The organism is Amycolatopsis sp. NPDC047767 (assembly GCF_040704195.1).
Taxonomy (GTDB): domain Bacteria; phylum Actinomycetota; class Actinomycetes; order Mycobacteriales; family Pseudonocardiaceae; genus Amycolatopsis.
On record NZ_JBEYSJ010000008.1, the window covers coordinates 72,179 to 97,993 of the forward strand.

Sequence of the window (25,815 nt, forward strand, 5' to 3'; positions counted from 1 at the left end):
GATGCCGGCACCGGCTCAAGGGCGGTTTCGCGCATCTCGGCGGGGTCGAGGCAGAAGTACAGGAGGGTTCGGTGAGGTCACCGGTGGTGGGGACCGGGTGATCTGCCGTGGCGACACCGCAAGGGCTCGCCGAGGTCCGCAAGGCAACCATGGAGCGAGATCGCGCCGGTGTTGGGATCGGGCGGTGCGATCGGCCCCCGGCCGGTCAGACCGCCCGATCCCAACACCGGCTCAAAGGCGATCTCGCACGCCTCGGCGGAGCCGAGGCAAAAAACACGATCACTCCGGGTGTTGCGCCATGGCCACGACGGCGTCGCGCAGGGCGGCGCGTAGGCGGCCGACGTCGAGGGGGCCGAGTACGGCCGCTTCGCCTGGTGGCGCGACGAGCACGATCTTGTCGTCGCTGCTCACGAATACCGTCACGTCCCTGCGCCTGCCCGCCAGATCCCGGCAGCCGATGGACCACTCGTCCCGGTCTGTCACGGCTCTCGCCCTCCCGATTCCGCGTTGCGGTCGTGCTTCGTGCGGGGGTGGGACCGGCGCCTCACGCGGCTCTTACGCGGGTTCACCCGAATTGCCTACCGACGGGTTCTCCGGGCGGGTTCACCTGGGATGTGCCGTCCGGGCAACGGGAGTAGCGTCCGGGCGGCAGGTGGCGGGGACTCGGGAGGTCGGGAAGGCCGGGATGGCACAGCCGAGCAAGATCGTGATCGTCGGGGCCGGTCTGGCGGGGGCCTCGGCCGCCGCCGCGGTGCGTGAGAAGGGCTTCGGCGGCGACGTGCTGCTGATGGGTTCCGATCCGCACCGGCCGTACGAGCTGCCGCCGCTGTCGAAGGGCGTGCTGCTGGGCACCACCGACGAACCCGATTGGGTGCACGAAGAGGGCTTCTACGCCGCCCACGACATCCGGCTCGCCTCCGGCCTCACGGCCACCCGCCTGGAGCTCGGCGCGCGCCTGGTCCTGGACGACGCCGGCGGCGAGCACCGCTTCGACCGGCTCGTGCTCGCGACGGGTTCCCGGCCGCGTCCGCTGACCGCGCCCGGCGGCAACTTCCCGGGCCTCTACACGCTGCGCACGCTGGACGACTCGCTCAGCCTGCGCTCGGCCTTCGTCGACGCCCGGCGCGTGGTGGTCATCGGCGCCGGCTGGATCGGCACCGAGGCCGCGGCGGCCGCGCGCTCGCACGACGCGGACGTGACCGTGGTCGCGCCCGGGCGCCTGCCGCTCGGCAAGGTCCTCGGTCCCGAGGTGGCCGGGGTTTTCCACACCCTGCACGAAGAACACGGCGTGCACTGGCGCCTGGGCGAGCGCGTCGCGGAGGTGACGGGCGACCCGAGCGGCGTGCGCGGCGTGCGGCTGCAGAGTGGTGAGGAGCTGCTGGCCGACGTGGTCCTCGTGGCCGTCGGCGCCGCCCCGCGCGTGGAACTCGCCCACACGGCAGGCCTCGAGCTCTCGGACGACGGCGGCGTCGCGGTCGACGCCGGCCTGCGCACCGCCGCCCCGGACGTCTACGCCGTGGGCGACATCGCGTCGCACTTCCACCCGCGCTACGGCCACCGCGTGCGCGTCGAGCACTGGGCCAACGCGCGCACGCAGGGCGCCCACGTGGCCGGCAACCTGCTGGGGGAGAACGAGCCGTACCTGGATTCGCCGTACTTCTTCTCCGACCAGTACGACCTCGGCATGGAGTACCGCGGCCTCGCCGACCTCGACCGCGACCGCCTCGTCGTTCGCGGCGACCTCGCGGCGCGCGACTTCACGGCCTTCTGGGTCGGCACCGAGGGCGACGTGCACGCCGCGATGAACGTGAACCAGTGGGACGACGGGGATGCCTTGCAGCGCTTGGTGGACGGGCGCATGAAGGTGAGCGACGAAGAGCTGAAGTCGGGCAACCTGGCCGACGTCGGGTGAGGCTCAGGCCTCCACCGGCATGACCGGCCCGTCCAGCGCCAGGTACCCCACCAGGTTCGGCGGCGCGTAGTCCGCCGACAGCTTGTGGCGCGTGACCGCGCTGGAGGCCACGAACTCGTGCTTCGGGTCCGTGGTGCCGATCCCGCGGGTCACCGAGGGCAGCAGGCGGTAGAAGCCCGTGCGGGACGGGAACATCGGGCCCAGGGCGTCGGGGTCGCCGGGGAAGTCCGGCAGGAGCGCAAGGCCGTTGAGGGCGGCGTGGCCTGCGAGCCAGCGCAGGGGGATGTCGGAGAGGCTGTGCTGGGTGTGCCCGCCGCCGCCGACGTCGGAGTGGCAGCCGGCGAACCAGACCTGCTCGATCTGGTTCGTGCCGGGGGTGGTGGGCGGCGCCCAGATCGAGGGCACGAACGGTTTGCGGTGCTCGTCGATCGACAAGGCCTGGAACGCGGCGTCCACGGTGGAGCTCAGCGCGGTGTCGTGGAACTGGAAGCGGCGGTTGAACACGTCGATCGGCCAGAATCCGGTGAGCGGCACGCCGAGCGCGCCCACCGTGTCCCACACGCCGATGAACCGGATCCGCGGCTCGTGCGAATAGGTGCGGCGGAAGAGCGTGGCCTCGGTGTTGTGCGGGTGGGACTTGTCGCTGCGGTCGCGGTAGAGGCCGTAGGCGCGCTTGACGAGGCCGAGGTGCTGGCGGCGCAGCAGGCCGCAGTTGCGGATGAAGCCGGCCACGCTGCGCACGGTGTACGCGCCGCGGCTGAAGCCCACGAAGAAGATCTCGTCGCCGGGTTCGTAGGTGCGCACGAGATAGGTGTAGACCTCGCGGACGTTGCGCGAGAGCCCGACGCCGAACGCGCCGCCGACCAGCCGCTGCCGCGTGGTGCCGATACCCGACTGGTAGAAGACCCGTTGCTCCGTGCCGGCTTCGTCGGCCGGCGCGGTGGCCAGTGCGAGCCGCGTGACGTTGCTCGGGGCGGGCACGCCGCCGTCGGCCAGGTCCGCCGAGTCCCACGTGCCGTCGCAGCAGATCAGGATCCGCTTGGACATCCCCACCTCGTTCACTGCGTCGTTGGGTCGGAAGCCATCAAGTCACGACCCGGCGGTGTTTTCAACGGGTTCGGCGGAATCGGTACCGAAGCCGCGGTGTGGCAAGGAAAACACCGGGAGACCACGGGGTGTTCACCCCTTGCCGGTTCGCGCGCGGAAAGGTCCGACGAAAGCGGTCCCGCTCCGGAGTGCGGCCGTGGCCGGGCCGGGGCACGATCGGTGCCGGTGCGTCGCGAGGCGCCACTACGGTGATCCGATCAATTTTGGCAACAAATCCTCCAAGCCTCTGGATCCAACGCGGTCCATGCGCTATACATCGGATGTCTTGATGTGGCTGTGGTGAGAGGGGAACGTCCGTGCAGCTTGTGCGTCTCGGAGCCGCGGGAGAAGAGCGACCGTTCGTGCGTGCCGGTGACGGCACCTTGTACGACCTCTCCGGCCTCACGGCCGACGTCGACGGCGCGTTTCTCGCGGCCGACGGCCTCGCCCGCGTCGCCGCCGCGCTCGAAGCCGGCGAGCTGCCTGCCGCCGGCGCGGAAACCGCGAGCCTGCGCGTCGGCCCGCCGCTGGCCTCGCCCGGCAAGGTCCTCTGCATCGGCATGAACTACCGCCGGCACGCCGAGGAAACCGGCGCCGCCGTGCCGACGGAGCCCGTGCTGTTCATGAAGGCCCCCGACGTGATCGTCGGCCCGGACGACGACGTGCTCATCCCGCGCCGTTCCACCAGCACCGACTGGGAGGTCGAGCTCGGCGTCGTGATCGGCAAGCAGGCCCGGTACCTCGACAGCGTCGAGGAAGCGCTGGAGTACGTCGCCGGCTACGTCGTGTCCAACGACGTCTCCGAGCGCGAGTTCCAGCTGCACCGCGGCGGCCAGTGGGACAAGGGCAAGAACTGCGAGACGTTCAACCCGCTCGGCCCGGCGTTCGTGACCGCCGACGAGGTGCCCGACCCGCAGGACCTCGGCCTGCGCACGTGGGTGAACGGCAAGAAGGTGCAGGACTCCTCGACGAAGGACATGGTCTTCACCGTCGCCGAGATCATCCACTACCTGAGCCAGTTCATGGTGCTGCGCCCCGGCGACCTGATCAACACCGGCACCCCCGAGGGCGTCGCGCTCGGGCAGCCGGAACCGAAGCCGTACCTGCGCGAGGGTGACGTCGTCGAGCTGGAGATCGACGGCCTCGGCCGCCAGCGCCAGACGTTGAGGCAGGCCTGACATGGCGAAGATCATCGGCATGGAGGTGCTCGACGTCCGGTTCCCGACCTCGCGGGAGCTCGACGGCTCGGACGCCATGAACCCCGACCCCGACTACTCGGCCGCCTACGTCGAGCTCCACACCGACCTCGGCCCCGACGGCTACGGGCTCGCCTTCACCATCGGCCGCGGCAACGACGTGCAGGCCGCCGCGATCCGCGCGCTCGCGCCGCACGTAGTCGGCCGCGACGTTCCCGAGGACGCGAAGGCGCTCGGCCAGCTGTCGCGCGACCTCATCGGCGACTCGCAGTTCCGCTGGCTGGGCCCGGAAAAGGGCGTGGCCCACATGGCGATCGGCGCGGTCGTGAACGCCGCGTGGGACCTCGCCGCACGCCGGGCCGACCTGCCGCTGTGGAAGTTCGCGGCGCGCATGACGCCGGAAGAGCTGGTGTCGCTCGTGGACTTCCGGTACCTGTCCGACGCGCTCACTGAGCAGGAGGCGCTCGACATCCTGCGCGCCGCCGAACCCGGCCGCGCGGAGCGGATCGCGAAGCTCGAAGCCGAGGGCTACCGCGCGTACAGCACGTCGCCGGGCTGGCTCGGCTACTCCGACGCGAAGCTGGTGCGCCTGGCCGAGCAGGCCGTGGCCGACGGCTTCGAGATGATCAAGCTGAAGGTCGGCGGCAACCTCGAGGACGACGTGCGCCGCATGAAGCTGGCGCGCGAGACGGTGGGCGCGGACATCCGCGTCGCCGTGGACGCCAACCAGCGCTGGGACGTGGCCACGGCCGTGTCCTGGATGACGGAGCTCGCGCCGTTCGACCCGTACTGGATCGAAGAACCGACCTCGCCCGACGACATCCTCGGTCACGCGGCCATCGCGAAGGCGCTGGCGCCGATCAAGGTCGCGACCGGCGAGCACGTGCAGAACCGCGTGGTGTTCAAGCAGCTGCTGCAGGCCGGCGCGATCGACGTGCTGCAGCTCGACGCCGCGCGCGTCGGCGGGGTCAACGAGAACCTCGCGATCCTGTTGCTGGCGGCCAAGTTCGGCGTTCCGGTGTGCCCGCACGCCGGCGGCGTCGGGCTGTGCGAGCTGGTGCGGCACCTGTCGATGTTCGACTTCGTGGCCGTCTCCGGCGACGACACCGACCGCACCATCGAGTGGGTCGACCACCTGCACGAGCACTTCACCGACCCGGCCGTCGTGCGCGACGGCCGGTACCTGGCCCCGACCGCACCCGGGTTCTCCGCGCGGATGCACGACGCGACCCTGCGCCGGTTCCGCTTCCCGGACGGTCCAGAGTGGACGGAGGACGCCCAGTGAGCGAGTTCGACGGCCTGGTCGCCGTGGTCACCGGCGGCGCTTCGGGGATCGGCCTGGCCACGGCCACGCTGCTCGCCGAACGCGGCGCGCAGGTGGCCGTGCTGGACCTCAAGACCGACGACGTGCCCGAGCCGCTGGCCGGCTTCCGCTGCGACGTCACGGCCGACGCCGAGGTCCGCGCCGCGATCGACGCCGTCGCCGAGCGTTTCGGACGGATCGACGTGCTGGTCAACAACGCCGGCATCGGCGCGGCCGGCGACGTGGCGGACAACAGCGACGACGAGTGGCACCGCGTCTACGACGTGAACGTGGTCGGCATGGTCCGGGTCACGCGTGCCGCGCTGCCGCACCTGAAGGCCTCGCCTTCGGCGGCCGTGGTCAACACGTGCTCCATCGCCGCGTGGGCGGGCCTGCCGCGGCGTGCGCTGTACTCCGCGACGAAGGGCGCGGTGCTGTCGCTGACGCTCGCGATGGCCACCGACCACCTGCCCGAGGGCATCCGAGTGAACTGCGTGTGCCCCGGCACCGCGGACACGCCGTGGGTCGGGCGCCTGCTCGACGCGGCGGCCGACCCGGCCGCCGAACGCGCGGCACTGGCCGCGCGCCAGCCGATGGGCCGGCTCGTGACCGCCGACGAGGTCGCGGGCGCCATTACCTACCTCGCCAGCCCGCTGTCCGCGTCGACCACCGGTACCGCGCTCGCGGTCGACGGCGGCATGCACGGCCTGCGCCCGCGGGGACCTGTGCAGAACTAGTGCTCGTTTGCATGTCATCAAGGAGGATGCGGTGCGTACGAAGGTGATCCGGCTCGCCGCCGCGGCGGCCGCGTGTGGTTTGGTCCTGACCGCGTGCGGGTCCACGAAGGACAAACCGGCCGCCTCGGCGGGCGGCGGTGGCGACACCGGCGGGAAGGTCGGGGCCACGCTGCCGCTGCTGACCTCGCCGTTCTGGCAGGCCTACAACAACTACGTGCCGCAGATGGCCAAGGAGACCGGCCTCGACGCGCTGCCGACGGTGAACGCCGACAACGACCCGGCGAAGCTCATCACCGACATCGGCACCCTGCTCAACCAGGGCGTCAAGGGCCTGGTCGTGACGCCGATCGACTCCGCCGCGGTGGTCGCCGGGCTGAAGCAGGCCGAGAACAAGGGCGTGCCGGTGGTCGCGGTCGACGTCGCGCCCGAGAGCGGCAAGGTCGCCATGGTCGTGCGCGCCGACAACAAGGCCTACGGCACCAAGGCGTGCGACGAGATCGGCAAGCGCGTGAAGAGCGGCAAGGTCGTGCAGGTGATGGGTGACCTCGCCTCGGTCAACGGCCGCGACCGCTCGGCCGCGTTCCGCGACTGCATGAAGTCGAAGTACCCGGACATCAAGGTGCTGGAGATCGCGGCGGAGTGGAAGGCCGACAAGGCGTCCTCGGGCCTCGACAGCCTGCTCACCGCGAACCCCGACATCAAGGGCGTCTACATGCAGGCCGGCGGCGTGTACCTCGCGCCGACCGAGCAGGCGCTCAAGCGCAAGAACCTGTTCTTCCCGACGAGCGACCCGCGCCACGTGGTGCTGGTGAGCAACGACGGCATCCCGCAGGAGCTCGCGGCGATCCGCGCGGGCGAGCTCGACGCCACCGTGTCGCAGCCGGCCGACGCCTACGCGAAGTACGGCATGTACTGGCTCAAGAAGGCCATGGCGGGGGAGAAGTTCCAGCCCGGCCCGACCGACCACGGTTCCACGATCGTCGAGATCAGCCCCGGCATCCTCGAGGACCAGCTGCCGGCCCCGGTCGTGACCAAGGACAACGTGGACGACAAGGCGTTGTGGGGTAACAACCTGTGAGCGCGCCCGCCCCCGAGACGGCCGCGCCGGTGGTGAGTGCCCACGGCGTCGGCAAGCGTTACGGGCCCACCGTGGCCCTGCACGACGTGAGCCTGACCGTGCACGCCGGCGAGTCGCACGCGCTGGTCGGCCGCAACGGGGCGGGCAAGTCCACGCTCGTGTCGATCCTCACCGGACTGTCCCTTCCGGACACCGGCAGCGTCGAGTTCGGCGGCGTGCCCGCGCCGCCGCTGTCCAAACAGGACGACTGGAAGGCCCACGTGGCGTGCGTGTACCAGCACGCCATGGTGGTGCCGCAGCTGACGGTGGCCGAGAACCTGTTCCTCAACCGGCAGGCGCGCGGCGGCTTCGCCATCGGCTGGCGCAAGCTGCGCCGGCAGGCCCGCGAGCTGCTCGACTCGTGGGACGTGGCCGTGGACGTGGACACGCCGGCGGGTGAGCTTTCGGTGGAGGACCGCCAGTTCGTGGAGATCGCCCGCGCGCTGAGCTACGGCGCGCGGTTCATCGTGCTCGACGAGCCGACGGCCCAGCTCGACAGCCAGGCCATCGAGCGGCTCTTCGAGCGCATGCGCCAGATGCAGCGCAGCGGTGTGACGTTCCTGTTCATCTCCCACCACCTGCACGAGGTGTACGAGGTGTGCCAGGCCGTCACGGTGCTGCGCGACGCGAAGCACGTGCTCACCGCGCCCGTCTCCGACGTCAGCCGGCCGCAGCTGGTCGACGCCATGACCGGCGAGCAGGGCGGGCTGTCCGTGCGCGACGCGGCGAGCCGCGACCCGCTGGCTGTGGACGCCGCCGAGGTGCTCACGGTCGACGCGCTGTCCGGTGACGGCTTCCACGACGTGTCGCTGCGGGTGCACCGCGGTGAGGTCGTGGGGCTGGCCGGGAGCAACGCGAGCGGCAAGCACCAGGTGGCCGAGACCGTCTACGGGCTGCGCTCGCCTTCGGCGGGAACCGTGTCCGTGGACGGGAAACCGTTGCCCCCGGGCGACATCCCGGCCGCGGTGCACGCCGGCATCGGTTGCGTGCCGCGCGATCGCCACCACGAGGGTCTGGTGCTGGAGCACTCGATCATGGACAACGCCACGCTGTCCGTGCTCGACCGCATGGGCCCGGCCGGGTTCGCGTCGCCCAAGGCGCGCCACGACCGCGGGGCCCGCGCGCTGAAGTCGTACGACATCGTGGCGGCCGGGCCGGAACAGCCGGTGGCCGACCTGTCGGGCGGCAACCAGCAGAAGGTCGTGCTGGCCCGGGCGCTGGAGAGCGACCCGCGGGTGGTCGTGCTGATCAACCCCACGGCCGGCGTGGACGTGAAGTCGAAGGAGGCCCTGCTCGCGGTCGTCGACCGGGTGCGGGCCGAAGGCAAGGCCGTGCTGATCGTGAGCGACGAGCTCGACGACCTGCGCCTGGCCGACCGGGTGCTGGTGCTGCGCGCCGGTGCCGTCGTCGCCGAACACCAGGCCGGCTGGTCCGACGGAGACCTCGTGGCCGACATCGAAGGAGTCGGGCTCCATGACTGAGCTGATGAGCGATCCGCAGACGGCGCTGCCCGCGGCGCCCCCGAAACGGCGGAAGTCGCTGTGGCTGCGCGAGCTGGCGCTGCTGCCGGCGCTCGTGGTCGTGTTCGTGATCGGCGGGCTGATCAGCGACTCGTTCTTCACGTTCGACAACGTGATCAGCATCCTCTCGGCCGCCGCCGCGCTGTCGCTGGTGGTGCTGGGCGAGTCGCTGGTGCTGCTGACCGGGAAGTTCGACCTGTCGCTGGAATCGACGATGGGCATCGCGCCCGCGATCGGCGCGATGCTGGTGATCCCGGCGACGTCGTCGGGTTTCGGCACGGGCTGGCCGGCGGCGCTGGGCCTGCTCGCGATCCCCGTGGTCGGCGCGCTGATCGGGTTGGTGAACGGCTTCCTGATCGTGAAGCTCAAGCTCAACGCGTTCATCGTCACGCTGGCGATGCTCACGGTGCTGCGCGGCACGCAGATCGGCTCCACCAACGGCAAGACGCTGTTCGACCAGCTCGACGCGTTCACGGCGTTGGCGACGACGACGTTCGCCGGGCTGCCGATGTCGGTGTGGCTCGCCGCGGTGCTGTTCCTGCTCTTCGGGCTCGGCCTGCGCTACCACCGCGTCGGCCGCTCGCTGTACGCGATCGGCGGCAACCGCGAAGCCGCACGCGCCGCGGGCATCCGGGTGGACCGGATCTCGTGGGCGGTGTTCATCGTCGCGGGTGTGCTGGCCGCGATCGGCGGCCTGGCCTACACCGGTTACGTGGGCGCGCTCGGCGCCGACCAGGGTGACGGCCTGATCCTGCAGGTCTTCGCCGCGGCGGTGATCGGCGGCGTCTCGCTCGACGGCGGCAAGGGCACGCTCGTCGGCGCCCTGACCGGCGTGCTGCTCCTGCAGTCGGTGGACAGCCTGCTGCGCATCGCGCAGGTGCCCGCGGAATGGCTGAAGGCGATCTACGGCGGCATCATCCTGATCGCTCTGATCATCAGCCGCTACGCCGGCGGAAAGCCGCAGACCTGATCGGCGGCTGGGCCGTGATCATCCGACCTTCTCGCCGTTTCGTGAAGGGTCCCGCGACGGATTCGATGTCCTTCGAGGGGCCCTTCACGGAACTTCGGCGTCGTTCAGGAGGCGGCGGCCGCGGGCTCGCCCGGCTCTTCCGTCTCGGTCTGCGTGAGCGTGCTGCGCAGCCACTGCTCGACGCCCGCGACGTGCACGGTCGCCCACGACCGGGCCAGCTCCGGCTCACGGGCGGCGATGGCCTCGTAGATGGCCGTGTGCTGCTCCCGCGTGCGCGCGACCGCGCCTTCCTGCGTGAGGCCGCGCCAGATCCGCGCCCGCGCCGTGGGGCCCGAGAGGCTGTCGAGCAGCGAGCACAGCACGGGGTTGCCCGAACCGTCGGCGATCTTGCGGTGGAACTGCAGGTCGTTGGCCACGAGGGCCTCCACCGTCGGTGCGTCGGCGAGCTCGTCGAGCAGCGCGCCGAGCTCGGTGATGTCGTCCTTGCTCATGTGCAGCGCGGCCAGCGCCGTGGCGGCCGGCTCGAGGATCCGGCGCACGGCCAGGAAGTCGAGCACGGTGTCGTCGCGGTGGAAGTCGACCACGAACGTCATGGCGTCGAGCAGCAGGTTCGGCTCGAGGCTGGTCACGTACGTGCCGTCGCCCTGGCGCACGTCGAGCACCCTGATCAGGCACAACGCCTTCACGGCCTCGCGCAGGGAGCTGCGCGAGAGCCCCAGCCGCTGGGCGAGCTCGGCTTCCTTGGGCAGCCGGTCGCCCGGCGCGAGCTCCCCCGAGATGATCATGTCCTTGATCTTGTCGATCGCGACATCGGTGACGGGCATCGAGACCGCCCTCCCTCAAGAGACCTCGGATGTTTCGGTGTTCTGAACACAGAGTGCCACGTAACTCGTCAGGAGGAGACATGACCCACGGCTCGGCCCCTCAAAGTGTTGCTCTGCGCACTCGGCTCAAACCGGGTCAAGAGGCCACGTACGAGTCCGTGCACGCCGTGATCCCTCCCGAGCTCGACACCGCGCTGCGCCGCGCCGGCGTGCGCACGTGGCGGATCTGGCGCAGCGGGCTCGACCTGTTCCACTTCGTCGAGGTCGACGACTTCGACGCCATGAAGGCCGCGCTCGCCGACGATCCCGCCGACATCGAGTGGCAGATCCGCATCAACCGGCTGCTCGACACGGACGACAGCCGGTCCGATACTTCGACGGCCCTGGGGCTCGTCTGGGAACTTCCGGTGAAGGAGTGAACGTGAAGCTCTCCCCGCTCGGGCTCGGTGGCGCGCAGCTCGGCAACCTCTACCAGGCGATCGACGACGACACGGCGGCCGCGACCGTGCGGCGCGCGTGGGACGAGGGCATCCGCTACTTCGACACCGCCCCGCACTACGGGCTGGGGCTCTCCGAACGGCGGCTGGGCGCGGCACTCGCCGCGTATCCGCGCGACGAGTACGTGCTCTCCACCAAGGTCGGGCGCGTGCTCGAACCCCACGCCGCGGCGCCGGGCGAGCGCGACGACCAGGGCTTCGACGTTCCGGCCACCTACCGGCGGCGCTGGGACTTCAGCCGTGACGGCGTGCTGCGGTCGCTGGAAGACAGCCTGGCCCGGCTCGGCCTCGACCGCGTGGACATCGTGTACGTGCACGACCCGGACGATCATTTCACCGAGGCCGTGAACGGCGCGTTCCCGGCGTTGCTCCAGCTGCGCGAGCAGGGCGTGGTCGGCGCGGTCGGCGCCGGGATGAACCAGACGCCGATGCTCACCGAGTTCGTCCGCCGCTTCGACCTCGACCACGTGCTCATGGCCGGGCGCTACACACTGCTCAACCAGCCGGCGCTCGACGACCTGTTGCCGCTGTGCCTCGACCGCGGCGTCGGCGTGGTCGCGGGCGGCGTGTTCAACGCGGGCATCCTCGCCACCGTGGAACCGGGTGCGATCTACGACTACGCGGCCGCGCCGGCGGAACTCGTCGAGAAGGCGCGGCGGATCGCGGAGATCTGCGCCCGCCACGGCGTCGAGCTGCCGGAGGCCGCGCTCGCGCTGCCGGCTTCACACCCGGCCGTGGTATCGGTGGTCGTCGGGGCGCACGACGCGGGGCAGGTGGCGGTGAACGCGCGCCGCGCGGCCAAGGTCGTGCCCGCCGTAGTGTGGACCGACCTCGTCGACGCCGGTCTGCTGCGCGCAGACGCCGTCGGCCGGCCCATGACGTCTGGAGGACCGCAGTGATCGACGCCCACCACCACCTGTGGGACCCCGCCCGCCGTGACTACCCGTGGCTCGGCGGCGCGGCGATGGACCCGATCCGTCGTCCGTACACAGTGGACGATCTGCGCACGGTCACGCACGCGGCCGGCGTGCACGCCACCGTGCTGGTGCAGACGCTCTCCGACCAGAGCGAGACGGAGGAGTTCCTGGCCACGGCCGCGGCCGAGCCGGTGATCGCCGGTGTGGTGGGCTGGGTGGACCTGACGGCGCCCGACGTCGCCGACCGGCTGGCGCGGCTGAAGGAGCTCGGCCCGCTCGTGGGCATCCGCCACCAGGTCGAGAACGAGCCGGACCCCGAATGGCTGCTGCGCCCGGACGTGCTGCGCGGCTTGGCGGCCGTCGGCGCGGCGGGGCTGGTGTACGACCTGCTGGTGGCGCCCGCGCAGGTCGCGGCGGCGCGGAAGGTGGCCGAGCATCTGCCGGAGCTGCGGCTCGTGCTCGACCACGCGGCGAAGCCGGCCATCGCGGCGGGGGAGTGGCAGCCGTGGGCTGACGGGATCGCGTCGCTCGGCGCGCGGGACAACGTGGCGTGCAAGCTCTCCGGGCTCGTCACGGAGGCCGACTGGCAGCAGTGGCAGATCGGGCACCTGCGCCGCTACGCCGACCACGTCTTCACGTCGTTCGGTACCGAACGCGTGCTGTTCGGCTCCGACTGGCCGGTGTGCGAGCTGGCGGCGGCCTACGAGGTGGTGCTCGACGCGGCCATGTCGCTCACGGGTCCGCTGACGGACCCCGAACGACTCGACGTCTTCGAGTACACGGCGAAGCGCGTGTACGGGCTGGAGCTCTAGAACTCTTCGCCCTGGACCATGTCGCGCAGCTTGGTCAGGGCGCGGTGCTGGGTCACGCGGACGTTGCCGGCGGAGATGCCGAGCGTCTCGGCGGTCTCGTTGGCGCTGAGGCCGACGATGATGCGCAGGGTCAGGATCTCCTGCTGCAGCGGAGCGAGGCGGGTGAGCATCTCCTGCAGGCGGGAGCCGAGGTCGAGCCGCAGCGCATACGACTCGGGCTCGTTGCCGCCACCCGACAGCGGCCGCTCCGGCAGCTCGGGCACCGGCTCGGACCGGTCCCGCGCAACGGCCCGGTAGGCGTCGGCGACCTTGTTCGCCGCGATGGCGTGCACGAGGTAGAGGAACGAACCGCCGCGGTCCTGGTAGTCGGGCAGGGCCTTGAGGACGGCCATGCTCACGTCCTGGGCCACGTCGTCGGCCGAGAGGTAGGACAGGTCGCGCCCGCCCATGCGCGCCCGGCAGTAGCGGGCGACCACAGGCCGCAACACGTGCAGCAGCTCGGTGATCGCGCGCTGGTCCCCCCGACCGGCGGCGACCACGAGCGGGTCGAGATCTTCTTTCGTCAGGCGTCCCGCGGGCCTCGGCAGCGTCTCGGGCGTGACGTAGCCTGGGACGTCGGCTTCGTCGGCGGCTGCTTCGGTGCGGGACGTCTTCGACGGTGCTGTCATGGTCGTCTCCCCGGCGACCCTGCGACCGTCGCTGGTCTTGGGGTCAACACTCTGTGATGTTGCGGTCGCAGCTACTCCGGATGATCGGGTAGTTGCCGCTCCCGTTGCGACGCTCCGTAACCTTATGCGGCTCGCGGGCCGACAGTCCAGATTTCAACTACGAATACCCCGTTAGCAGCAGTGGTCTTGATAAAAACGAGACCAGTCAACGCACAGTACGATTCGCTGCTCGCAGGATGTGCAGACTGTCCACTCAGTACGTCACCAGGAGTGACAACGCCGTAGCACAACAGAGGGTGGCCACCACAGCGGGTAGAACGGGTTTCAATGCGGGCGGCTCGGGGTCGGTGCGGAGTGATCGCTCCCGGTGTCGGCCGATCGCCGCGAGCGCCAGCGCGGTGAGGGCCGCGAACACCGCCGGGATGAGGTCCCACGGCCCGTCGTGGCGCAGCGAAGCACCCATCAGCAGCACCGCGCACGCGGCGGCCGACAGCGCGGTGCGGCGCCAGGCCAGGCCGGTGCGTTCGGGCTGGGCGCCGTTGGCGAAGGGCCGGCTCACGACACGATCACGAGGACCACGGCGGCCGCCATCAGCACGAACACACCCGCGGTGAGCACCAGGACCATCGCGCTGCGGGCCAGCGGCCGCCCGGCGCGCATGGCGATCTGCACCCGCCGCCAGCGCGGGTAGGCGCCGGCCGCGAGGATCGCCGCGAGCACCACGCACAGCCCGGCGAGCACCGAGCTCATGACGGCGGGCTGGGGCACCAGCTGGTGGACCGCGACGCCGCCCGCGAGCAGGCCCAGGGCGGTGCGCAGCCAAGCGAGGAACGTCCGCTCGTTGGCGAGGGTGAACCGGTAGTCCGGTTCGGTGCCGCCGCTGTGGGGGCCGATTCCGGGAGGTTCTCCGTGGGGCGGGTCGAGCTTCTCTTCCGACACGATCCCGGACGTTAGTCGTGGTCCGCGGCAGGCGCTTCGGGCTTGGCGTGGGCGAAGACCCACCACCGCAGCACGGCGAACCGCACGACGCCGCCGACGAAGCTGGCCGCCAGCAGGCTCGCCGTTTCCTCCCAGGCCGTCGGGTGGCTGACCACCGCGTCGAGCGTGGCCAGGACGATCGAGCCGTATCCGGCGTAGAAGACGAAGGTGAGGAAGTCCTGCAGGTGGCGCTTGCCGGCCTTGCTCGCGCGCCCGGCGAAGGTGACGCGGCGGTGGAACTCGGTGTTGCCGACCGTGGTGAGCGCGATGGCCACCAGGTTCGCCCACTGCGAGCCGAACTCGGGGCGCAGCACCAGGAAGAGCACGGCCTGCAGACCCGTGGTGACGCCACCGGCGACGAGGTACCAGGCGGCGTGTCCGCCGAGCTCGTGGTCCTCGTGGTGACGCTGCGGGTCCCGGTGGAAGAGCGGCGGCCGGGGCGTCCACCTGGTGGTGGTCATGATCGTGACGCTACCTCTGCTTCACAAACTTGTGAACCTGATGAAGCCGATGAACACTTGTGATCCCGCTGACAGGGACTCCGCTCACGTAGTTCAGCCCGCGGGCCTCCCTGGCTATTCCGTGTTCTCGCGTGTCCGCGCGCACCCCCGCCCGCGCGTGGGCAGAACGCCTGGTTTTCAAACCTGTTTGTGACCGGTCCCACGCCTGCTCGGCAGGTGCGCCGCTCACGCTGCGCTGCCGAACGGGCGCCCCTAGCGTGAAAACCCAATCGCATCCGACCGCGACGAAGGGAAGGCCGAAGATGCTGACCGTGACCGAAGCCGCTGCCGAGGCGATCTCCGCGCTGACGGCTCAACAGGGCGCCGAGGAGAGCGGGCTGCGGTTCGCCCTCCAGAGCCCGCAGGAAGGCGAGGGCGCTCAGCTCGCGCTTTCCGTCGCCCCCTCTCCCCAGGACGGCGACCGCGTCGTGGGCACCGACGCCGGCGCGAAGGTCTTCCTCGAACCCCAGGCCGCCGCCCTCCTGGACGACAAGGTCCTCGACGTCCAGCAGGACGAAACCGGCGACGTGGCCTTTGCCGTGCTTCCTCAGCAAAGCTGAATCTTTGGCCCCGGCTCCGCCGGGGCGTGCGAGATCGCCTTTGAGCCGGTTTCCGGATTGTGCGGTCGGATCGGCCGGGGCCGATCGCACCGCACAATCCGGAAACCGGTGCGATCTCGCGCTGTGGTCGGGTTGGGACCCGGTCCGATCAGCGTGGTCGTTCGCGGACCCTATCCCGTCAGCGGGCCACCCAGGTGCGGACCAGGTCGCCGGCGCGGGCGCGTAGGAGTTCGGCCGCGTGGGTGCGCGCGTGGTCCAGTGAGGGTGCGTGGTCGATGAGCGCGCTGCTGCCGACGACGCCCAGGCTGGCGAGCTCGGCGGCGTCGAGCTGGATGCGTCCGGCCAGGACCATGAGTGGCACGCCCGCGCGTCCGGCCCGGGCGGCGATGCCGGCGGGGGCCTTGCCGGACAGGCTCTGGGAGTCGAGTGATCCCTCGCCGGTGATGACGAGGTCGGCGCCGGCCAGGGCCGTGTCCACGCCGGTGAGGCCGGCGATGAGGTCGAAGCCCGACGCGACCGTGGCGCCGAGACCCGCGATGGCGCCGCCCGCGACGCCGCCGCCGGCACCCGCGCCGGGGACCGCCGAAATGTCCGGCGCGCCCGCGTTGACCAGGGCCTGAGCCCAGCGGCCGAGAGCCGTGTCCAGCTCCGTCACCTCGTGCGGCCGCGCGCCCTTCTGCGGGCCGAAGACCGCCGCGGCGCCGTTCGGGCCGACGAGCGGATTGGTCACGTCCGTCGCGACCGTGAGCGGAACCGAGCCCAGTCGTTCGCGCGCCGGGCCCAGCTCGACCTTCGCGACGCGCGAGAGCGTGCCGCCGCCGAGGCCGATGGGGGCGTCGAACGCGTCGAAGACCCCGGCGCCCAGTGCGGCGAGCATGCCGGCGCCGCCGTCGGTGCTCGCAGTGCCGCCGACCGTCAGCACGAGCCGGGAAGCGCCGCGGGACAGCGCGTCCGCGAGCAGTTCGCCGACGCCCCACGTGTGCGCGGCCAGCGCCGTCTCCGGCGTCGGGTCCACGAACTCGATGCCGCACGCGCGCGCCGACTCGATGTAGGCCGTGCCGTCGAGCACCACGTACCGCGCGTCGACGTGGTCCTCCAGCGGACCGCGCACCGAGAGCCGCACGAGCTCGCCGCCCGCGTTCTCCAGCACTTCGAGCGTGCCTTCGCCCCCGTCGGCGACGGGGCAGGCGGCGATGTCGGCGTCGGGCAGCGCGTCGCGCACTCCGAGGGCGATGGCCTCGGCGGCGGCGACCGCGGTGAGGCTGCCCTTGAACTTGTCCGGGGCGATGACGACACGAGTCACAGAGCTACCTCCGTCAGCGGTGCTTCTCCGGCGAGTACCGAGGTCACGTTTCGGGCGGCCAGCACGGCCATCGCGGTGCGCGTCTCCACGGTCGCCGAGCCCAGGTGCGGCATGACCACGACGTCGTCGCGCTCCAGCAGTCGCGGCTCGACCTCGGGCTCGCGCTCGAACACGTCCAGCGCGGCGCCCGCGATCTCGCCGGCCTCCAGCGCGTCGGCCAGCGCCGCCTCGTCGACGACCGGGCCGCGGGTGGTGTTCACGAGGTACGCCGTGCGCTTCATGGCCCGCAGCGCCGCCGCGTCGATCAGGTGGCGCGTCTCCGGCGTGAGCGGACAGTGCAGCGAGATGAAGTCCGAACGCCGCAGCAACTCGTCGAACGACACGAACTCGCCGTCGAAGTCCGGTTTCGCCGACCGTCCCGAGTAGACGGTCCGCAGCCCGAACGCCGCGGCGCGCGTGGCCATCGCGCGGCCGATCTGACCAAGGCCGACGATGCCGAGTGTCTTGCCCTGCAGCCCCGAACCGAGCAGGAACCCCAGGTGGAACGACCACGGCTGCCGCGCACGCAGCAGCCGTTCGCCCTCGCCGAGCCGGCGTGTGACGGCCAGCAGCAGCCCGAAGGCCAGGTCTGCCGTCGCGTCGGTGAGCACGCCGGGGGTGTTGGTCACCTTCACCTCGCGCTCGGCCAGCGCCGGCACGTCGACGTTGTCGTAGCCCACGGCCACGTTCGCCACCACGGCCAGCTGCGGCCCGGCGGCTTCGGCCACGGACGCGTCGATCCGGTCGTGCAGCATCGAGACGATCGCCGACGCCCCGGCCACGAACGACCGCAGCTCCTCGGGCGTGAGCGGACGGTCGAGTTCGGACACCCGCACTTCTCCCGCGTCGGCGAGCACCTTCACCGCGTCGTCGGGAATCCAGCGCGTCACGGCGATGAGAGGGCGATCGGGCACGTCGGGCAGCCTAGTGGGCGAACCGCCCCTCTAGCGAGGTTCGCGGCGCAGCCGGACGAGCCTGCTCGCGGGCCCCGTGCCGGCGAACTCCAGCGGCAGGCCGTGCGTCACCAGCACCGCACCGTGGTGCACGCAGCCGGTTTCCGCATCGCGGTATCGCGCGGCCGGGTCGAGGCCCTGGAGCACCGGGGTGACGATCGGCCGGCCGTGGTCGTGCGGGCGCCGGGCGAAGAGCACCACGACGTCGTCGCCGAGCACGAACTGCACCGCGGTGAGCGGGGAGACGGCCGGATCCGCGAGCCGGTACGCCGAGCCGTGCTGCACGACGGGCCGGATCTGCTTGTACAGAGCCACGAGCTCGGCGGTGCGGCGCAGTTCGTCGTGGGTCCACTTCGTGAGATCACCGCCGAGGCCGAGCACGCCGGCCATCGCGACGTGGAAGCGGAACTCGAGCGGTGCCTCGCGCCCGGTCAGCGGGTTGGGGCTGTCGGTGACCCACGCGGCCATCGCGCCCGCGGGCAGGACCTGGGAGAAGCCGTGCTGGATCTTGACGCGATCGGCCGCGTCGGTGTTGTCCGAAGCCCAGATCTCGTCGGTGCGCGCGAGGATCCCCAGGTCCGTGCGCCCGCCGCCGCCCGCGCAGGCCTGGATCCGCAGCGCCGGGTGGTCGGCGCGCAGCCGGTCGAGCACGCCGTAGACCGCGCGCACGTGGTCGACCCAGACGCGACCCGGACCCGCCTCCGTGAACGCGCGGTTCATGTCCCACTTGAGGTAGTCGATGCCGTGCTCGGCGACCAGCCGGTGCAGCCACTTGTGCGCCCAGTCGGCGACCTCGGCCCGGCCGAAGTCGAGCACGAGCTGGTTGCGCAGCGTGGTCCGCGCGCGGTGCGGCATGTGCAGCACCCAGTCGGGGTGCGCGCGGCAGAGGTCGCTGTCGGGGTTGACCATCTCCGGCTCGACCCACAGCCCGAAGCCCATACCGAGCCGGTGCACCTCGGCCACGAGGGGGCCGAGGCCGTCGGGGAAGCGTTCGCGGTTCACGGTCCAGTCGCCGAGACCCGAGGTGTCGCCCGTGCGCGCGCCGAACCAGCCGTCGTCGACCACGAACAGCTCCGCGCCCACCTCGGCGGCGATCGCGGCGAGCTTGAGCTGTCCCGGCTCGTCGACGTCCCAGCCCGTGGCCTCCCACGAGTTGTAGACGACCGGGCGCAGCTCATCGGGGTGTGGCTGGACGAACGCGCGCACGTACTCGTGCCACCGCCGGCTCGCGCCGCCGAAGCCGTCGGGCGCATACAACCCGGCGAACACGGGCGTTTCCCAGGTCTCACCCGGATTCAGCGACCACTGCACGCCCTCGTGCCCGAACCCGCCGGTCCACGTCACGCGCCCGGTGTGCGCGCGCTCGACGGTGATCCGCCAGCTGCCGCTCCACGCCAGCGCCGTGCTCCAGACCTCGCCGCGCGTTTCGGTGGCGGTGCCGTCGTCGAGCATCACCCAGGGCTGCGCCTGGTGGCTGGAAACCCCGCGCCGGCTGGTCAAGGTCGTCTCGCCGACAGGCAGGTTTTCCCGCAGCAGAGCGGCTTCCGCGCTCCACGCGCCCGTGGTGTGGGAGATGCGGTAGGCGTCGCGACCGGGGAGTGTCCAGGCCGCGGAATCCGTGCGCAGCAAGCAGATCGGCTCGGTTCCGGTGTTGCGCAGGACCGCGTGCCGCTCGACGACTTCGCCGCACACGCGGTAGTGCAGCTCGGCTTCCAGCGGGTAGTGCCGGTCGCGCAGCCGGACGACCAGCGTGTCGGCCGAAGCATCGTGGCCGGTGAACTCCCACTCGAGCGCCTGCGTCCCGTCCGCGAACCGCACCGACAACCCGGCGGCGCCGAAGAACGCGCCGCCCTCGGTCGCCAGCTCCGCCCGGTCGTCGCCGGGCTCGTCGAAGCTCGAGTCCACGGGGTTGCGCCGGCGCGCGATCTGCGTGGCCTGCTCCAGCGTGAGCGGCGGGCCCCAGTGCACGTGCCGCGGCCGGCCGGCTTCGTCGAGCCGCAGCGCGTACGCCGACTCCCGGGTCCGGAGCAGCCACAGCCGGTGATCGACGTCGAATTCCACGGACATGGGTCAGAGCGTAGGGATGACCAGCGGAAAAATAAATTCTTGACGAAGTTAATTTATCCGTCGTACGGTTCCGCGCATGCCACGCAGTGCACCGGCAAGGGCGCCGATCACGAGTCCCGCCGCGGCCACCGTGTTCACCACGGTGCTGACCCAGGGTCCGGTCAGCCGCGTGGACGTCGCCCGCCGCACGGGCCTCTCCTCCGCCGCCGTCACGAAGGCCGCGCGCCCGTTCATCGAAGCCGGTTACCTCGAAGAGCTCGCCTCCGCCGAACGCACCGCGCCCGGCGCCGGCCGGCCCGCCAGCCCGCTGGCCATCCGGCCCGACCGCGAGTACTTCATCGGCGTCAAGATCACCGGCGACGACCTGATCGGCGTGGTCACCGACCTGCAGGCCCAGATCCGCGTGGCCAAGCACCACCCGCTGACCAGCCACGACGTGGACCACGTGGTGCGCGCGCTCGTCGACCTCGTCGCCGAGCTGCTGGCCGGCTCGGCGCCCGACGGAGCGACCAGCTTCCGCGACCGGGCCTACTGCCTGGGCGTCGCGATCTCCGGCGACGTCGACCGTGACACCGGCGTCGTGCGCTACTCACCGTTCCTCGGCTGGCGGGACGTGCCGCTGGCCGAGCTGCTGGAGGACAGCACGGGCCTGGCGACCACGCTCGAGAACGACGTCAAGGCGCTCACCGTGGCCGAGCAGTGGTTCGGCGAAGGCGTCGGCGCCGCGTCGTTCGCGCTGGTCACCGTGGGTACCGGCATAGGAAGCGCCCTCGTGCTCGACGGCCGGCTCGTCGGCGGCGCGCACGGGGTGGCCGGCGAGATCGGGCACGTCCCGGTCGCCGGCATGGGAGCCGACGGCCCGGCCTGCCACTGCGGCGGCACGGGCTGCGTGGAGGCGATCGCGTCGACCGAGGCGATCGTCGCGAGTGCGCGCCGGGTCGCGGGGGATCCGGCGCTGACGCTGGACGAGGCCGTCGCGCGGGCGCGGGCCGGGGACGAGCCGCTGCGGGCCGTCTTCGCGACCGCGGGCCACGCGATCGGGCTCGGTCTCGCCGCGCTGGTCAACCTCTTCGGCCCGGAACGGGTCGTCGTCTCGGGCGAGGGCGTGGCCACCTACGACCTGTTCGAGGACCAGATCCGCCGCACGTTCGCGGAGCAGGCCTTCGGCAGTGCCGCGCGGTGCGGCCTGGTGATCCGGCCGCTGCCGTTCGAGGAATGGGCACGGGGCGCCGCCGCTGTCGCCGTTCAGAGTCTTTTCGTGTCCGACCGTTTGTGAGGAGAAGTCATGGCCCCGTCCCCAAACCTGTCGCGCAGGAGCTTCCTCGTCGGCTCCGTGCTGTTCGCCGGGGGAGCCGCCCTGGCGGGCTGCACCTCCGACCCGTTGAACAAGAACGCCGGTGCCGCGGGCGGGGCGAAGGTCACGCTCAACCAGTGGTACCACGCCTACGGCGAATCGGGCACGCAGCAGGCGGTGCAGCGCTACGCGCAGGAGTTCACCAAGGCCAACCCGGACATCGCGATCAAGGTCAGCTGGATCGCCGGTGACTACGAGACGAAGCTCAACTCCGCCATGCTCACCGCGGACGCGCCCGACCTTTTCGAGATCGGCGACTTCCGCTACCAGAACGTGAAGAACGGCTTGCTGGCCCCGCTCGACGACATCGTCGACCCGGTGAAGAGCGACTTCTCCCAGGCCGCGCTGGACACCGCGACCGTCGAGGGCAAGATCTACGGCGTCAAGACGATCGACGACGTCATGATGCTGTACTACCGCAAGAGCGTGCTGGCCGCGGCCGGCGTCAAGCCGCCGACGACGTTCGCCGAGCTGCTCGGCGCGACGCGCAAGCTCACCACGGGCAAGCAGAAGGGCCTCTACGTCGGCACCGACGGCGTCGGTGAGGCCGCCACCCTCCTGCTGTGGTCCTCGGGCGCCGACTTCTTCGACGCCAGTGGCAAGAAGATCGCGTTCGCCAGCCCCGAGGCCGTCGCCGCGATCGCGGGCCTCAAGCAGCTGCACGACACCGGCGGCCTGCTGCAGGGCTACCCCACCGACTGGTCCGACCCCGGCGCGTTCTCCGACAACGCCACCGCGATGCAGTGGGGCGGCCTGTGGTCGCTGCCGGACATCAAGAAGGCACCCGGCGACGACTTCGGCGTGGTGCCGTGGCCGAAGTTCGGCGACGCGGGCCGCCAGGTCGCGCGCGTCGGCGGCTGGTACCAGCTGGCCAACGCCAAGAGCAAGAACCTCGACGCCGCCAAGAAGTTCATCAACTGGCTGTGGATCCAGCAGGCCGACCTGCAGAAGGACTGGTGCGTCAAGTACGGGTTCCACATCCCCGCCCGCAAGGAGGTCGCGGCGCAGACCACCGAGTTCTCGTCCGGCGCGGCCAAGGACGCCGTGACGATCTCGCAGCAGAACGGGCTGTCGTACTCGGGTCTGTGGAACAAGGCGTCGGCGACGCTGTTCCTCCAGGCCGCCACGAAGATCGCCAACGGCCAGGCCGATCCCGCCGCCGAGCTCGGCGACGCGGCGAAGCGCGCCCAGGCCGAAGTCGACAAGCAGCTCGCCTGACATGGCCGTCTCGTCCCCTTCAGTCCTGTCGCCGTCCACCCGGACCCCGGCGGCGCCCGCCAAGCGGCGCCGCCGGAAGGTGGACTGGCGCGCGGTCGGCGCGTTCACGGTGCTCACCGCGCCCGTGGTGATCGGGCTCGGCGTGTTCAAGTACGTCGCGATCGCGTGGAGCTTCCTGCTCTCCTTCAACGACGCGCGCGGCACGATCTCGCTGGGCAACTGGATCGGCTTCGACAACTACACGTTCCTGTTGTCCGATCCCGCGTTCCGTGACTCGCTGCTGATCATCGCGCTGTTCACGGTGTTCATCGTGCCGGTCACGTTCGTCGCGTCGCTGGGGCTGGCCGTGCTGGTCAACAGCATCCGCCGCGGCAAGGCGTTCTTCCGCACGGTCTTCCTCATCCCCGGCGCGGTGTCCTACGTGGTCGCTGCGCTCGTGTGGAAGATGGCGCTGTTCAACGGCCTGCCCTCGGGTGTCGCGAACGTGATCGGCGGCCTGTTCGGCGCCGATCCCGTGGCGTGGCTGTCGGAGACGAGCCCGCCGGTGTACTGGGTCGCGGTGGTCACGCTGCGGTTGTGGCTGCAGGTCGGGCTGTACATGATCCTGTTCCTCGCGGGCCTGCAGGCGATCTCGCCGTCGCTCTACGAAGCGGGTGAGCTCGACGGCACGTCGAAGTGGCAGGCCTTCCGCTACATCACGTTGCCGCAGCTGCGGAACACGTCGGTGGCGGTGCTGCTGCTCATCCTCATCGCGGCGTTCCAGGCGTTCGACGAGTTCTACAACCTGTTCGGCACCGGTCTTTCCGGCACCGCGACCGCGCCGGTGAAGCCGCCGCTGGTGTACCTCTACGACTCCGCGCTGGGCGACCAGAACTACGGCGTCGGTTCCGCAGGCGCGTTCCTGCTGACGGTGATCATCGTGGCGATCACGTTGCTGCAGGGGAAGTTCGTGGGCTTCGGGAAGAAGGACTGACATGGCCGTGCTGACCGGAAGTGTCTCAGCAGCGCCCGCGAAGGTCCGGGAACGCCGCCCGGGCGGCTGGGGACGGGTGCCGAAGTACGCGCTGGCCACCGTGCTCGTGGTGATCTTCCTGCTGCCGTTCTACATCATGGTGCGCAACGCGTTGATGACGCGCGCGCAGGTCGCCTCGCCCGAGTGGTCGTGGCTGCCGGACCCGCTTTCGTGGGTGAACTTCGGCGACCTGTTCGCCGACGCGTCGGTGCCGATGGGCCACGCGCTGCTCAACTCGTTCGTCATCGCCATCATCACGGCGCCGGTGGGCACGATGTTCGGCTCGATGGCGGGCTACGCGCTGGCCCGCATCAACGTGCCCGGCCGCCGCGCGGTGTTCACCTACGTGCTGGTGACGCTGATGATCCCGCAGTCGGTCACGTTCGTGCCGACGTTCGTGGTCGTCGGCGCCATGGGCGGGGTGAACACGGAGTGGGGCATCATCGCGCCGAACCTGTTCAGCGCGTTCACAGTGATCCTCTTCCGCAACTTCTACCTGCGGTTCCCGGCGGAGATCGAGGAGGCGGGCCGGCTCGACGGGCTCGGTTACCTCGGTGTGTACCGCCGGCTCGTGCTGCCCAACTCCGGCAGCATGATCGCCTCGCTCGGCGCGCTGATGTTCATCGAGAGCTGGAACTCCTTCCTGTGGCCGCTGGTCATCGGGCAGGACCCGTCCTCGTGGACGGCCCAGATCGCGCTCTCGACCTTCCTCACCGCGCAGACGATCAACCTGCCCGCCCTGTTCGCCGGCGCGCTCGTGACCATCGCCCCGCTCGTGGCGATGTTCCTGGTGGCGCAACGGTTCATCGTCCGCGGCATCGCGGCGAGCGGGATGAAGGAGTAACCCCCACCCCACCGGGAGCGTGACCGATGAAGTCCACACTCCGTCGACTGTGGACGGTAGCCGCCGTCCTCGTCCTGACCGGGACCCTCGCCGCGCCCGCGGCGCAGGCCAAGACCACGTTCGTGACGCCGTTCATGGGCTGGAGCAGCTGGAGCGTCCAGTCGTCCACCCGCCCGACGTACGGCACGAGCTGGCTGGTCGACTCGCACATCCGCGACGCGGCCGACGCCGTGTCGGCGAAGCTCAAGTCCGCCGGCTACACGAACATCAACCTCGACGCGGGCTGGAACGCGAACTTCGACTGGGTGTTCCACAGCGACGCCAACGGGATCGCCGACCCCGACCCCGGCCGGTTCCCGAACGGCATCGCGCCGCTGGCGTCGTACGTACACGGCAAGGGCCTGAAGATCGGCCTGTACGCGGCGACCGGGCTCGACAAGGAGGTCTACGACAAGAACGCGCCCATCGCCGGCACCTCCTGCCACACGCGCGACATCGTGGTGCTGCCGCTCACGCCGTCGAACATGTGGGGCGGCAACTGGAAGGTCGACTACAGCAACCCGTGTGCGCAGAAGTACTACGACTCCGTGGTGGCGAAGTTCGCTTCGTGGGATGTGGACTTCCTGAAGGTGGACGGCACGACGGCCGACAACGTGCCCGACATCGCCGCGTGGTCGAAGGCGATCGACCACTCCGGGCGCGCGATGTGGCTCACGGCCAGCGCGTGGCCGGTGCCGCGCGAGGCGGGGCCGGGGCTGGCGCCGTACGCGAACAGCGTGCGCGTGGACACCGATGTGGAGTGCTACTGCGGCACGGTGTCTTCGTGGGACAGCTCGGTGAAGAAGCGCTGGGACGACCTGCCGGCGTGGCCGGGCGTGTTCGACGCCGGCTACCGGCCGGACCTGGACTCGATGCCGATCTCGAACAACACCGGCAGCGGGATCCAGGACGGGCTCGACGACGCCGAACGGCAGAGCGTGATGACGTTCTGGTCGATGGCGTCGTCGCCGCTCTACGTGGGTGGTGACGTGTACTTCCTGGACGACTCGGCTGTGCGCATCCTCACGAACCCCGAGGTGATCTCCGTCGACCGGTCGGGCACGTATCCGGCGCAGGTGGCCGGCGGGACGCTGCAGGTGTGGAAGAAGCAGCTGCCCGGCGGGAAGCAGGCGGTGGCGGTCTACAACCTGGGTTCTTCGGCGGCGAACATCCCGGTGAGCTGGTCGTCGCTGGGGCTGTCGGGTTCGCGCGCGGTGCGTGACCTGGTGGCGCGGGCGGATCTGGGGTCGTTCTCGGGTTCGTGGACGGCGACCGCGGTGCCGGCGCACGGGTCGCGGTTGATCACGGTCGGCTGAATTTCCTGCCGAAGGCCCCTCCCCGAAGTCGTTGGGGGAGGGGCCTTTCCGTGTTTCCGGGTTTCCGGGCGTT

At 70.9% G+C, this 25,815-nt stretch carries 26 protein-coding genes; 16 read left to right on the plus strand and 10 right to left on the minus strand.

Translation table 11 applies throughout. The features are described 5' to 3' along the window. Positions 1 to 279: 279 nt before the first annotated feature. Positions 280 to 483 carry a hypothetical protein gene (locus AB0878_RS16760; protein WP_366580694.1) on the minus strand — a complete coding sequence of 68 codons (204 nt, stop codon included), beginning with the start codon at positions 481 to 483 and terminating at the stop codon, positions 280 to 282. A gap of 202 nt (positions 484 to 685) precedes the next feature. Here AB0878_RS16760 and AB0878_RS16765 point away from each other — a divergent pair, with 202 nt between their 5' ends. Next, positions 686 to 1,912, plus strand: coding sequence for an FAD-dependent oxidoreductase (locus AB0878_RS16765; protein WP_366580695.1), 1,227 nt, complete (start codon positions 686 to 688; stop codon positions 1,910 to 1,912). A 3-nt stretch (positions 1,913 to 1,915) separates the two neighbouring features. Here AB0878_RS16765 and AB0878_RS16770 read toward each other — a convergent pair whose 3' ends face one another. Further along, positions 1,916 to 2,959 carry a DUF2235 domain-containing protein gene (locus tag AB0878_RS16770; RefSeq protein ID WP_366580697.1) on the minus strand — a complete coding sequence of 348 codons (1,044 nt, stop codon included), beginning with the start codon at positions 2,957 to 2,959 and terminating at the stop codon, positions 1,916 to 1,918. A 356-nt stretch (positions 2,960 to 3,315) separates the two neighbouring features. On the opposite strand from AB0878_RS16770, the gene AB0878_RS16775 reads away from it, so the two are divergent. Genes AB0878_RS16775 through AB0878_RS16800 form a run of 6 tightly spaced genes read left to right on the plus strand, consistent with a single transcriptional unit; the run spans position 3,316 to position 9,841 of the window. Then, positions 3,316 to 4,176: a fumarylacetoacetate hydrolase family protein gene (locus tag AB0878_RS16775; protein ID WP_366580699.1), complete on the plus strand. Its 861-nt coding sequence runs from the start codon at positions 3,316 to 3,318 to the stop codon at positions 4,174 to 4,176. 1 nt (position 4,177) lies between these two features. Continuing rightward, positions 4,178 to 5,479, plus strand: coding sequence for an enolase C-terminal domain-like protein (locus tag AB0878_RS16780; protein WP_366580701.1), 1,302 nt, complete (start codon positions 4,178 to 4,180; stop codon positions 5,477 to 5,479). Beyond that, positions 5,476 to 6,234 carry an SDR family oxidoreductase gene (locus AB0878_RS16785; protein WP_366580703.1) on the plus strand — a complete coding sequence of 253 codons (759 nt, stop codon included), beginning with the start codon at positions 5,476 to 5,478 and terminating at the stop codon, positions 6,232 to 6,234. The genes AB0878_RS16780 and AB0878_RS16785 overlap by 4 nt, the downstream gene beginning before the upstream one ends. A 43-nt stretch (positions 6,235 to 6,277) precedes the next feature. Then, positions 6,278 to 7,312, plus strand: a complete 1,035-nt coding sequence (locus tag AB0878_RS16790; protein WP_366581106.1) for a sugar ABC transporter substrate-binding protein — start codon at positions 6,278 to 6,280, stop codon at positions 7,310 to 7,312. Then, positions 7,309 to 8,832, plus strand: coding sequence for a sugar ABC transporter ATP-binding protein (locus AB0878_RS16795; RefSeq protein WP_366580705.1), 1,524 nt, complete (start codon positions 7,309 to 7,311; stop codon positions 8,830 to 8,832). The genes AB0878_RS16790 and AB0878_RS16795 overlap by 4 nt, the downstream gene beginning before the upstream one ends. Next, the gene (locus tag AB0878_RS16800; RefSeq protein WP_360599787.1) at positions 8,825 to 9,841 is read left to right on the plus strand and encodes an ABC transporter permease; all 1,017 of its coding nucleotides are present in this window, start codon (positions 8,825 to 8,827) and stop codon (positions 9,839 to 9,841) included. The genes AB0878_RS16795 and AB0878_RS16800 overlap by 8 nt, the downstream gene beginning before the upstream one ends. A gap of 104 nt (positions 9,842 to 9,945) precedes the next feature. On the opposite strand, the gene AB0878_RS16805 is transcribed toward AB0878_RS16800, so the two are convergent. Then, entirely contained in the window at positions 9,946 to 10,665 is a 720-nt protein-coding gene (locus AB0878_RS16805) for a FadR/GntR family transcriptional regulator (protein ID WP_366580707.1), read from the minus strand. Positions 10,666 to 10,745: 80 nt separating this feature from the next. Here AB0878_RS16805 and AB0878_RS16810 point away from each other — a divergent pair, with 80 nt between their 5' ends. From AB0878_RS16810 to AB0878_RS16820, 3 genes are read left to right on the plus strand one after another with little or no spacing between them, the layout of a single operon-like run. Continuing rightward, positions 10,746 to 11,084, plus strand: a complete 339-nt coding sequence (locus tag AB0878_RS16810; protein WP_366580709.1) for an L-rhamnose mutarotase — start codon at positions 10,746 to 10,748, stop codon at positions 11,082 to 11,084. After that, positions 11,081 to 12,061, plus strand: a complete 981-nt coding sequence (locus tag AB0878_RS16815; protein WP_366580711.1) for an aldo/keto reductase — start codon at positions 11,081 to 11,083, stop codon at positions 12,059 to 12,061. The genes AB0878_RS16810 and AB0878_RS16815 overlap by 4 nt, the downstream gene beginning before the upstream one ends. Then, on the plus strand, positions 12,058 to 12,891 hold the full coding sequence (locus tag AB0878_RS16820) for an amidohydrolase family protein (protein ID WP_366580713.1): 834 nt from the start codon (positions 12,058 to 12,060) through the stop codon (positions 12,889 to 12,891). Before AB0878_RS16815 ends, AB0878_RS16820 begins: the two co-directional genes overlap by 4 nt. Here AB0878_RS16820 and shbA read toward each other — a convergent pair. The 4 genes from shbA to AB0878_RS16840 all read right to left on the minus strand — a co-directional run bounded on the left by shbA (position 12,888) and on the right by AB0878_RS16840 (position 14,998). Continuing rightward, positions 12,888 to 13,559: an RNA polymerase sigma factor ShbA gene (gene shbA, locus AB0878_RS16825; protein WP_366580715.1), complete on the minus strand. Its 672-nt coding sequence runs from the start codon at positions 13,557 to 13,559 to the stop codon at positions 12,888 to 12,890. The two genes, AB0878_RS16820 and shbA, sit on opposite strands and share 4 nt — an antisense overlap. A 253-nt stretch (positions 13,560 to 13,812) precedes the next feature. Further along, positions 13,813 to 14,118, minus strand: coding sequence for a DUF202 domain-containing protein (locus AB0878_RS16830; protein ID WP_366580717.1), 306 nt, complete (start codon positions 14,116 to 14,118; stop codon positions 13,813 to 13,815). Beyond that, on the minus strand, positions 14,115 to 14,453 hold the full coding sequence (locus tag AB0878_RS16835) for a DUF202 domain-containing protein (protein ID WP_366581108.1): 339 nt from the start codon (positions 14,451 to 14,453) through the stop codon (positions 14,115 to 14,117). Before AB0878_RS16835 ends, AB0878_RS16830 begins: the two co-directional genes overlap by 4 nt. Before the next feature lie 56 nt (positions 14,454 to 14,509). Continuing rightward, positions 14,510 to 14,998: a GtrA family protein gene (locus AB0878_RS16840; protein ID WP_366580719.1), complete on the minus strand. Its 489-nt coding sequence runs from the start codon at positions 14,996 to 14,998 to the stop codon at positions 14,510 to 14,512. 302 nt (positions 14,999 to 15,300) lie between these two features. Here AB0878_RS16840 and AB0878_RS16845 point away from each other — a divergent pair, with 302 nt between their 5' ends. Then, complete coding sequence (locus AB0878_RS16845; protein WP_366580721.1) at positions 15,301 to 15,597, plus strand: iron-sulfur cluster biosynthesis protein; 297 nt, start codon at positions 15,301 to 15,303, stop codon at positions 15,595 to 15,597. Between the two features lie 178 nt (positions 15,598 to 15,775). On the opposite strand, the gene AB0878_RS16850 is transcribed toward AB0878_RS16845, so the two are convergent. From AB0878_RS16850 to AB0878_RS16860, 3 genes are read right to left on the minus strand one after another with little or no spacing between them, the layout of a single operon-like run. Then, a complete protein-coding gene (locus tag AB0878_RS16850; RefSeq protein WP_366580723.1) occupies positions 15,776 to 16,900 on the minus strand; it encodes a glycerate kinase in 1,125 nt (374 codons plus the stop codon). After that, on the minus strand, positions 16,897 to 17,853 hold the full coding sequence (locus AB0878_RS16855; RefSeq protein ID WP_366580725.1) for a D-glycerate dehydrogenase: 957 nt from the start codon (positions 17,851 to 17,853) through the stop codon (positions 16,897 to 16,899). Before AB0878_RS16855 ends, AB0878_RS16850 begins: the two co-directional genes overlap by 4 nt. Positions 17,854 to 17,883: 30 nt before the next feature. After that, positions 17,884 to 19,959 (minus strand): alpha-galactosidase, encoded by a 2,076-nt coding sequence (locus tag AB0878_RS16860; RefSeq protein ID WP_366580727.1) that lies wholly within the window; start codon positions 19,957 to 19,959, stop codon positions 17,884 to 17,886. A 76-nt stretch (positions 19,960 to 20,035) separates the two neighbouring features. Here AB0878_RS16860 and AB0878_RS16865 point away from each other — a divergent pair, with 76 nt between their 5' ends. The 5 genes from AB0878_RS16865 to AB0878_RS16885 are packed head-to-tail and all read left to right on the plus strand — an operon-like array spanning position 20,036 to position 25,742. Beyond that, positions 20,036 to 21,235: an ROK family protein gene (locus tag AB0878_RS16865; RefSeq protein ID WP_366580729.1), complete on the plus strand. Its 1,200-nt coding sequence runs from the start codon at positions 20,036 to 20,038 to the stop codon at positions 21,233 to 21,235. Positions 21,236 to 21,244: 9 nt separating this feature from the next. After that, complete coding sequence (locus AB0878_RS16870; RefSeq protein WP_366580731.1) at positions 21,245 to 22,531, plus strand: extracellular solute-binding protein; 1,287 nt, start codon at positions 21,245 to 21,247, stop codon at positions 22,529 to 22,531. Between the two features lies 1 nt (position 22,532). After that, positions 22,533 to 23,504, plus strand: a complete 972-nt coding sequence (locus AB0878_RS16875; protein ID WP_366580733.1) for a sugar ABC transporter permease — start codon at positions 22,533 to 22,535, stop codon at positions 23,502 to 23,504. A 1-nt stretch (position 23,505) separates the two neighbouring features. Further along, on the plus strand, positions 23,506 to 24,387 hold the full coding sequence (locus AB0878_RS16880; protein ID WP_366580735.1) for a carbohydrate ABC transporter permease: 882 nt from the start codon (positions 23,506 to 23,508) through the stop codon (positions 24,385 to 24,387). Positions 24,388 to 24,413: 26 nt separating this feature from the next. After that, entirely contained in the window at positions 24,414 to 25,742 is a 1,329-nt protein-coding gene (locus AB0878_RS16885; protein WP_366580737.1) for a glycoside hydrolase family 27 protein, read from the plus strand. The last annotated feature ends 73 nt before the right edge of the window (positions 25,743 to 25,815 follow it).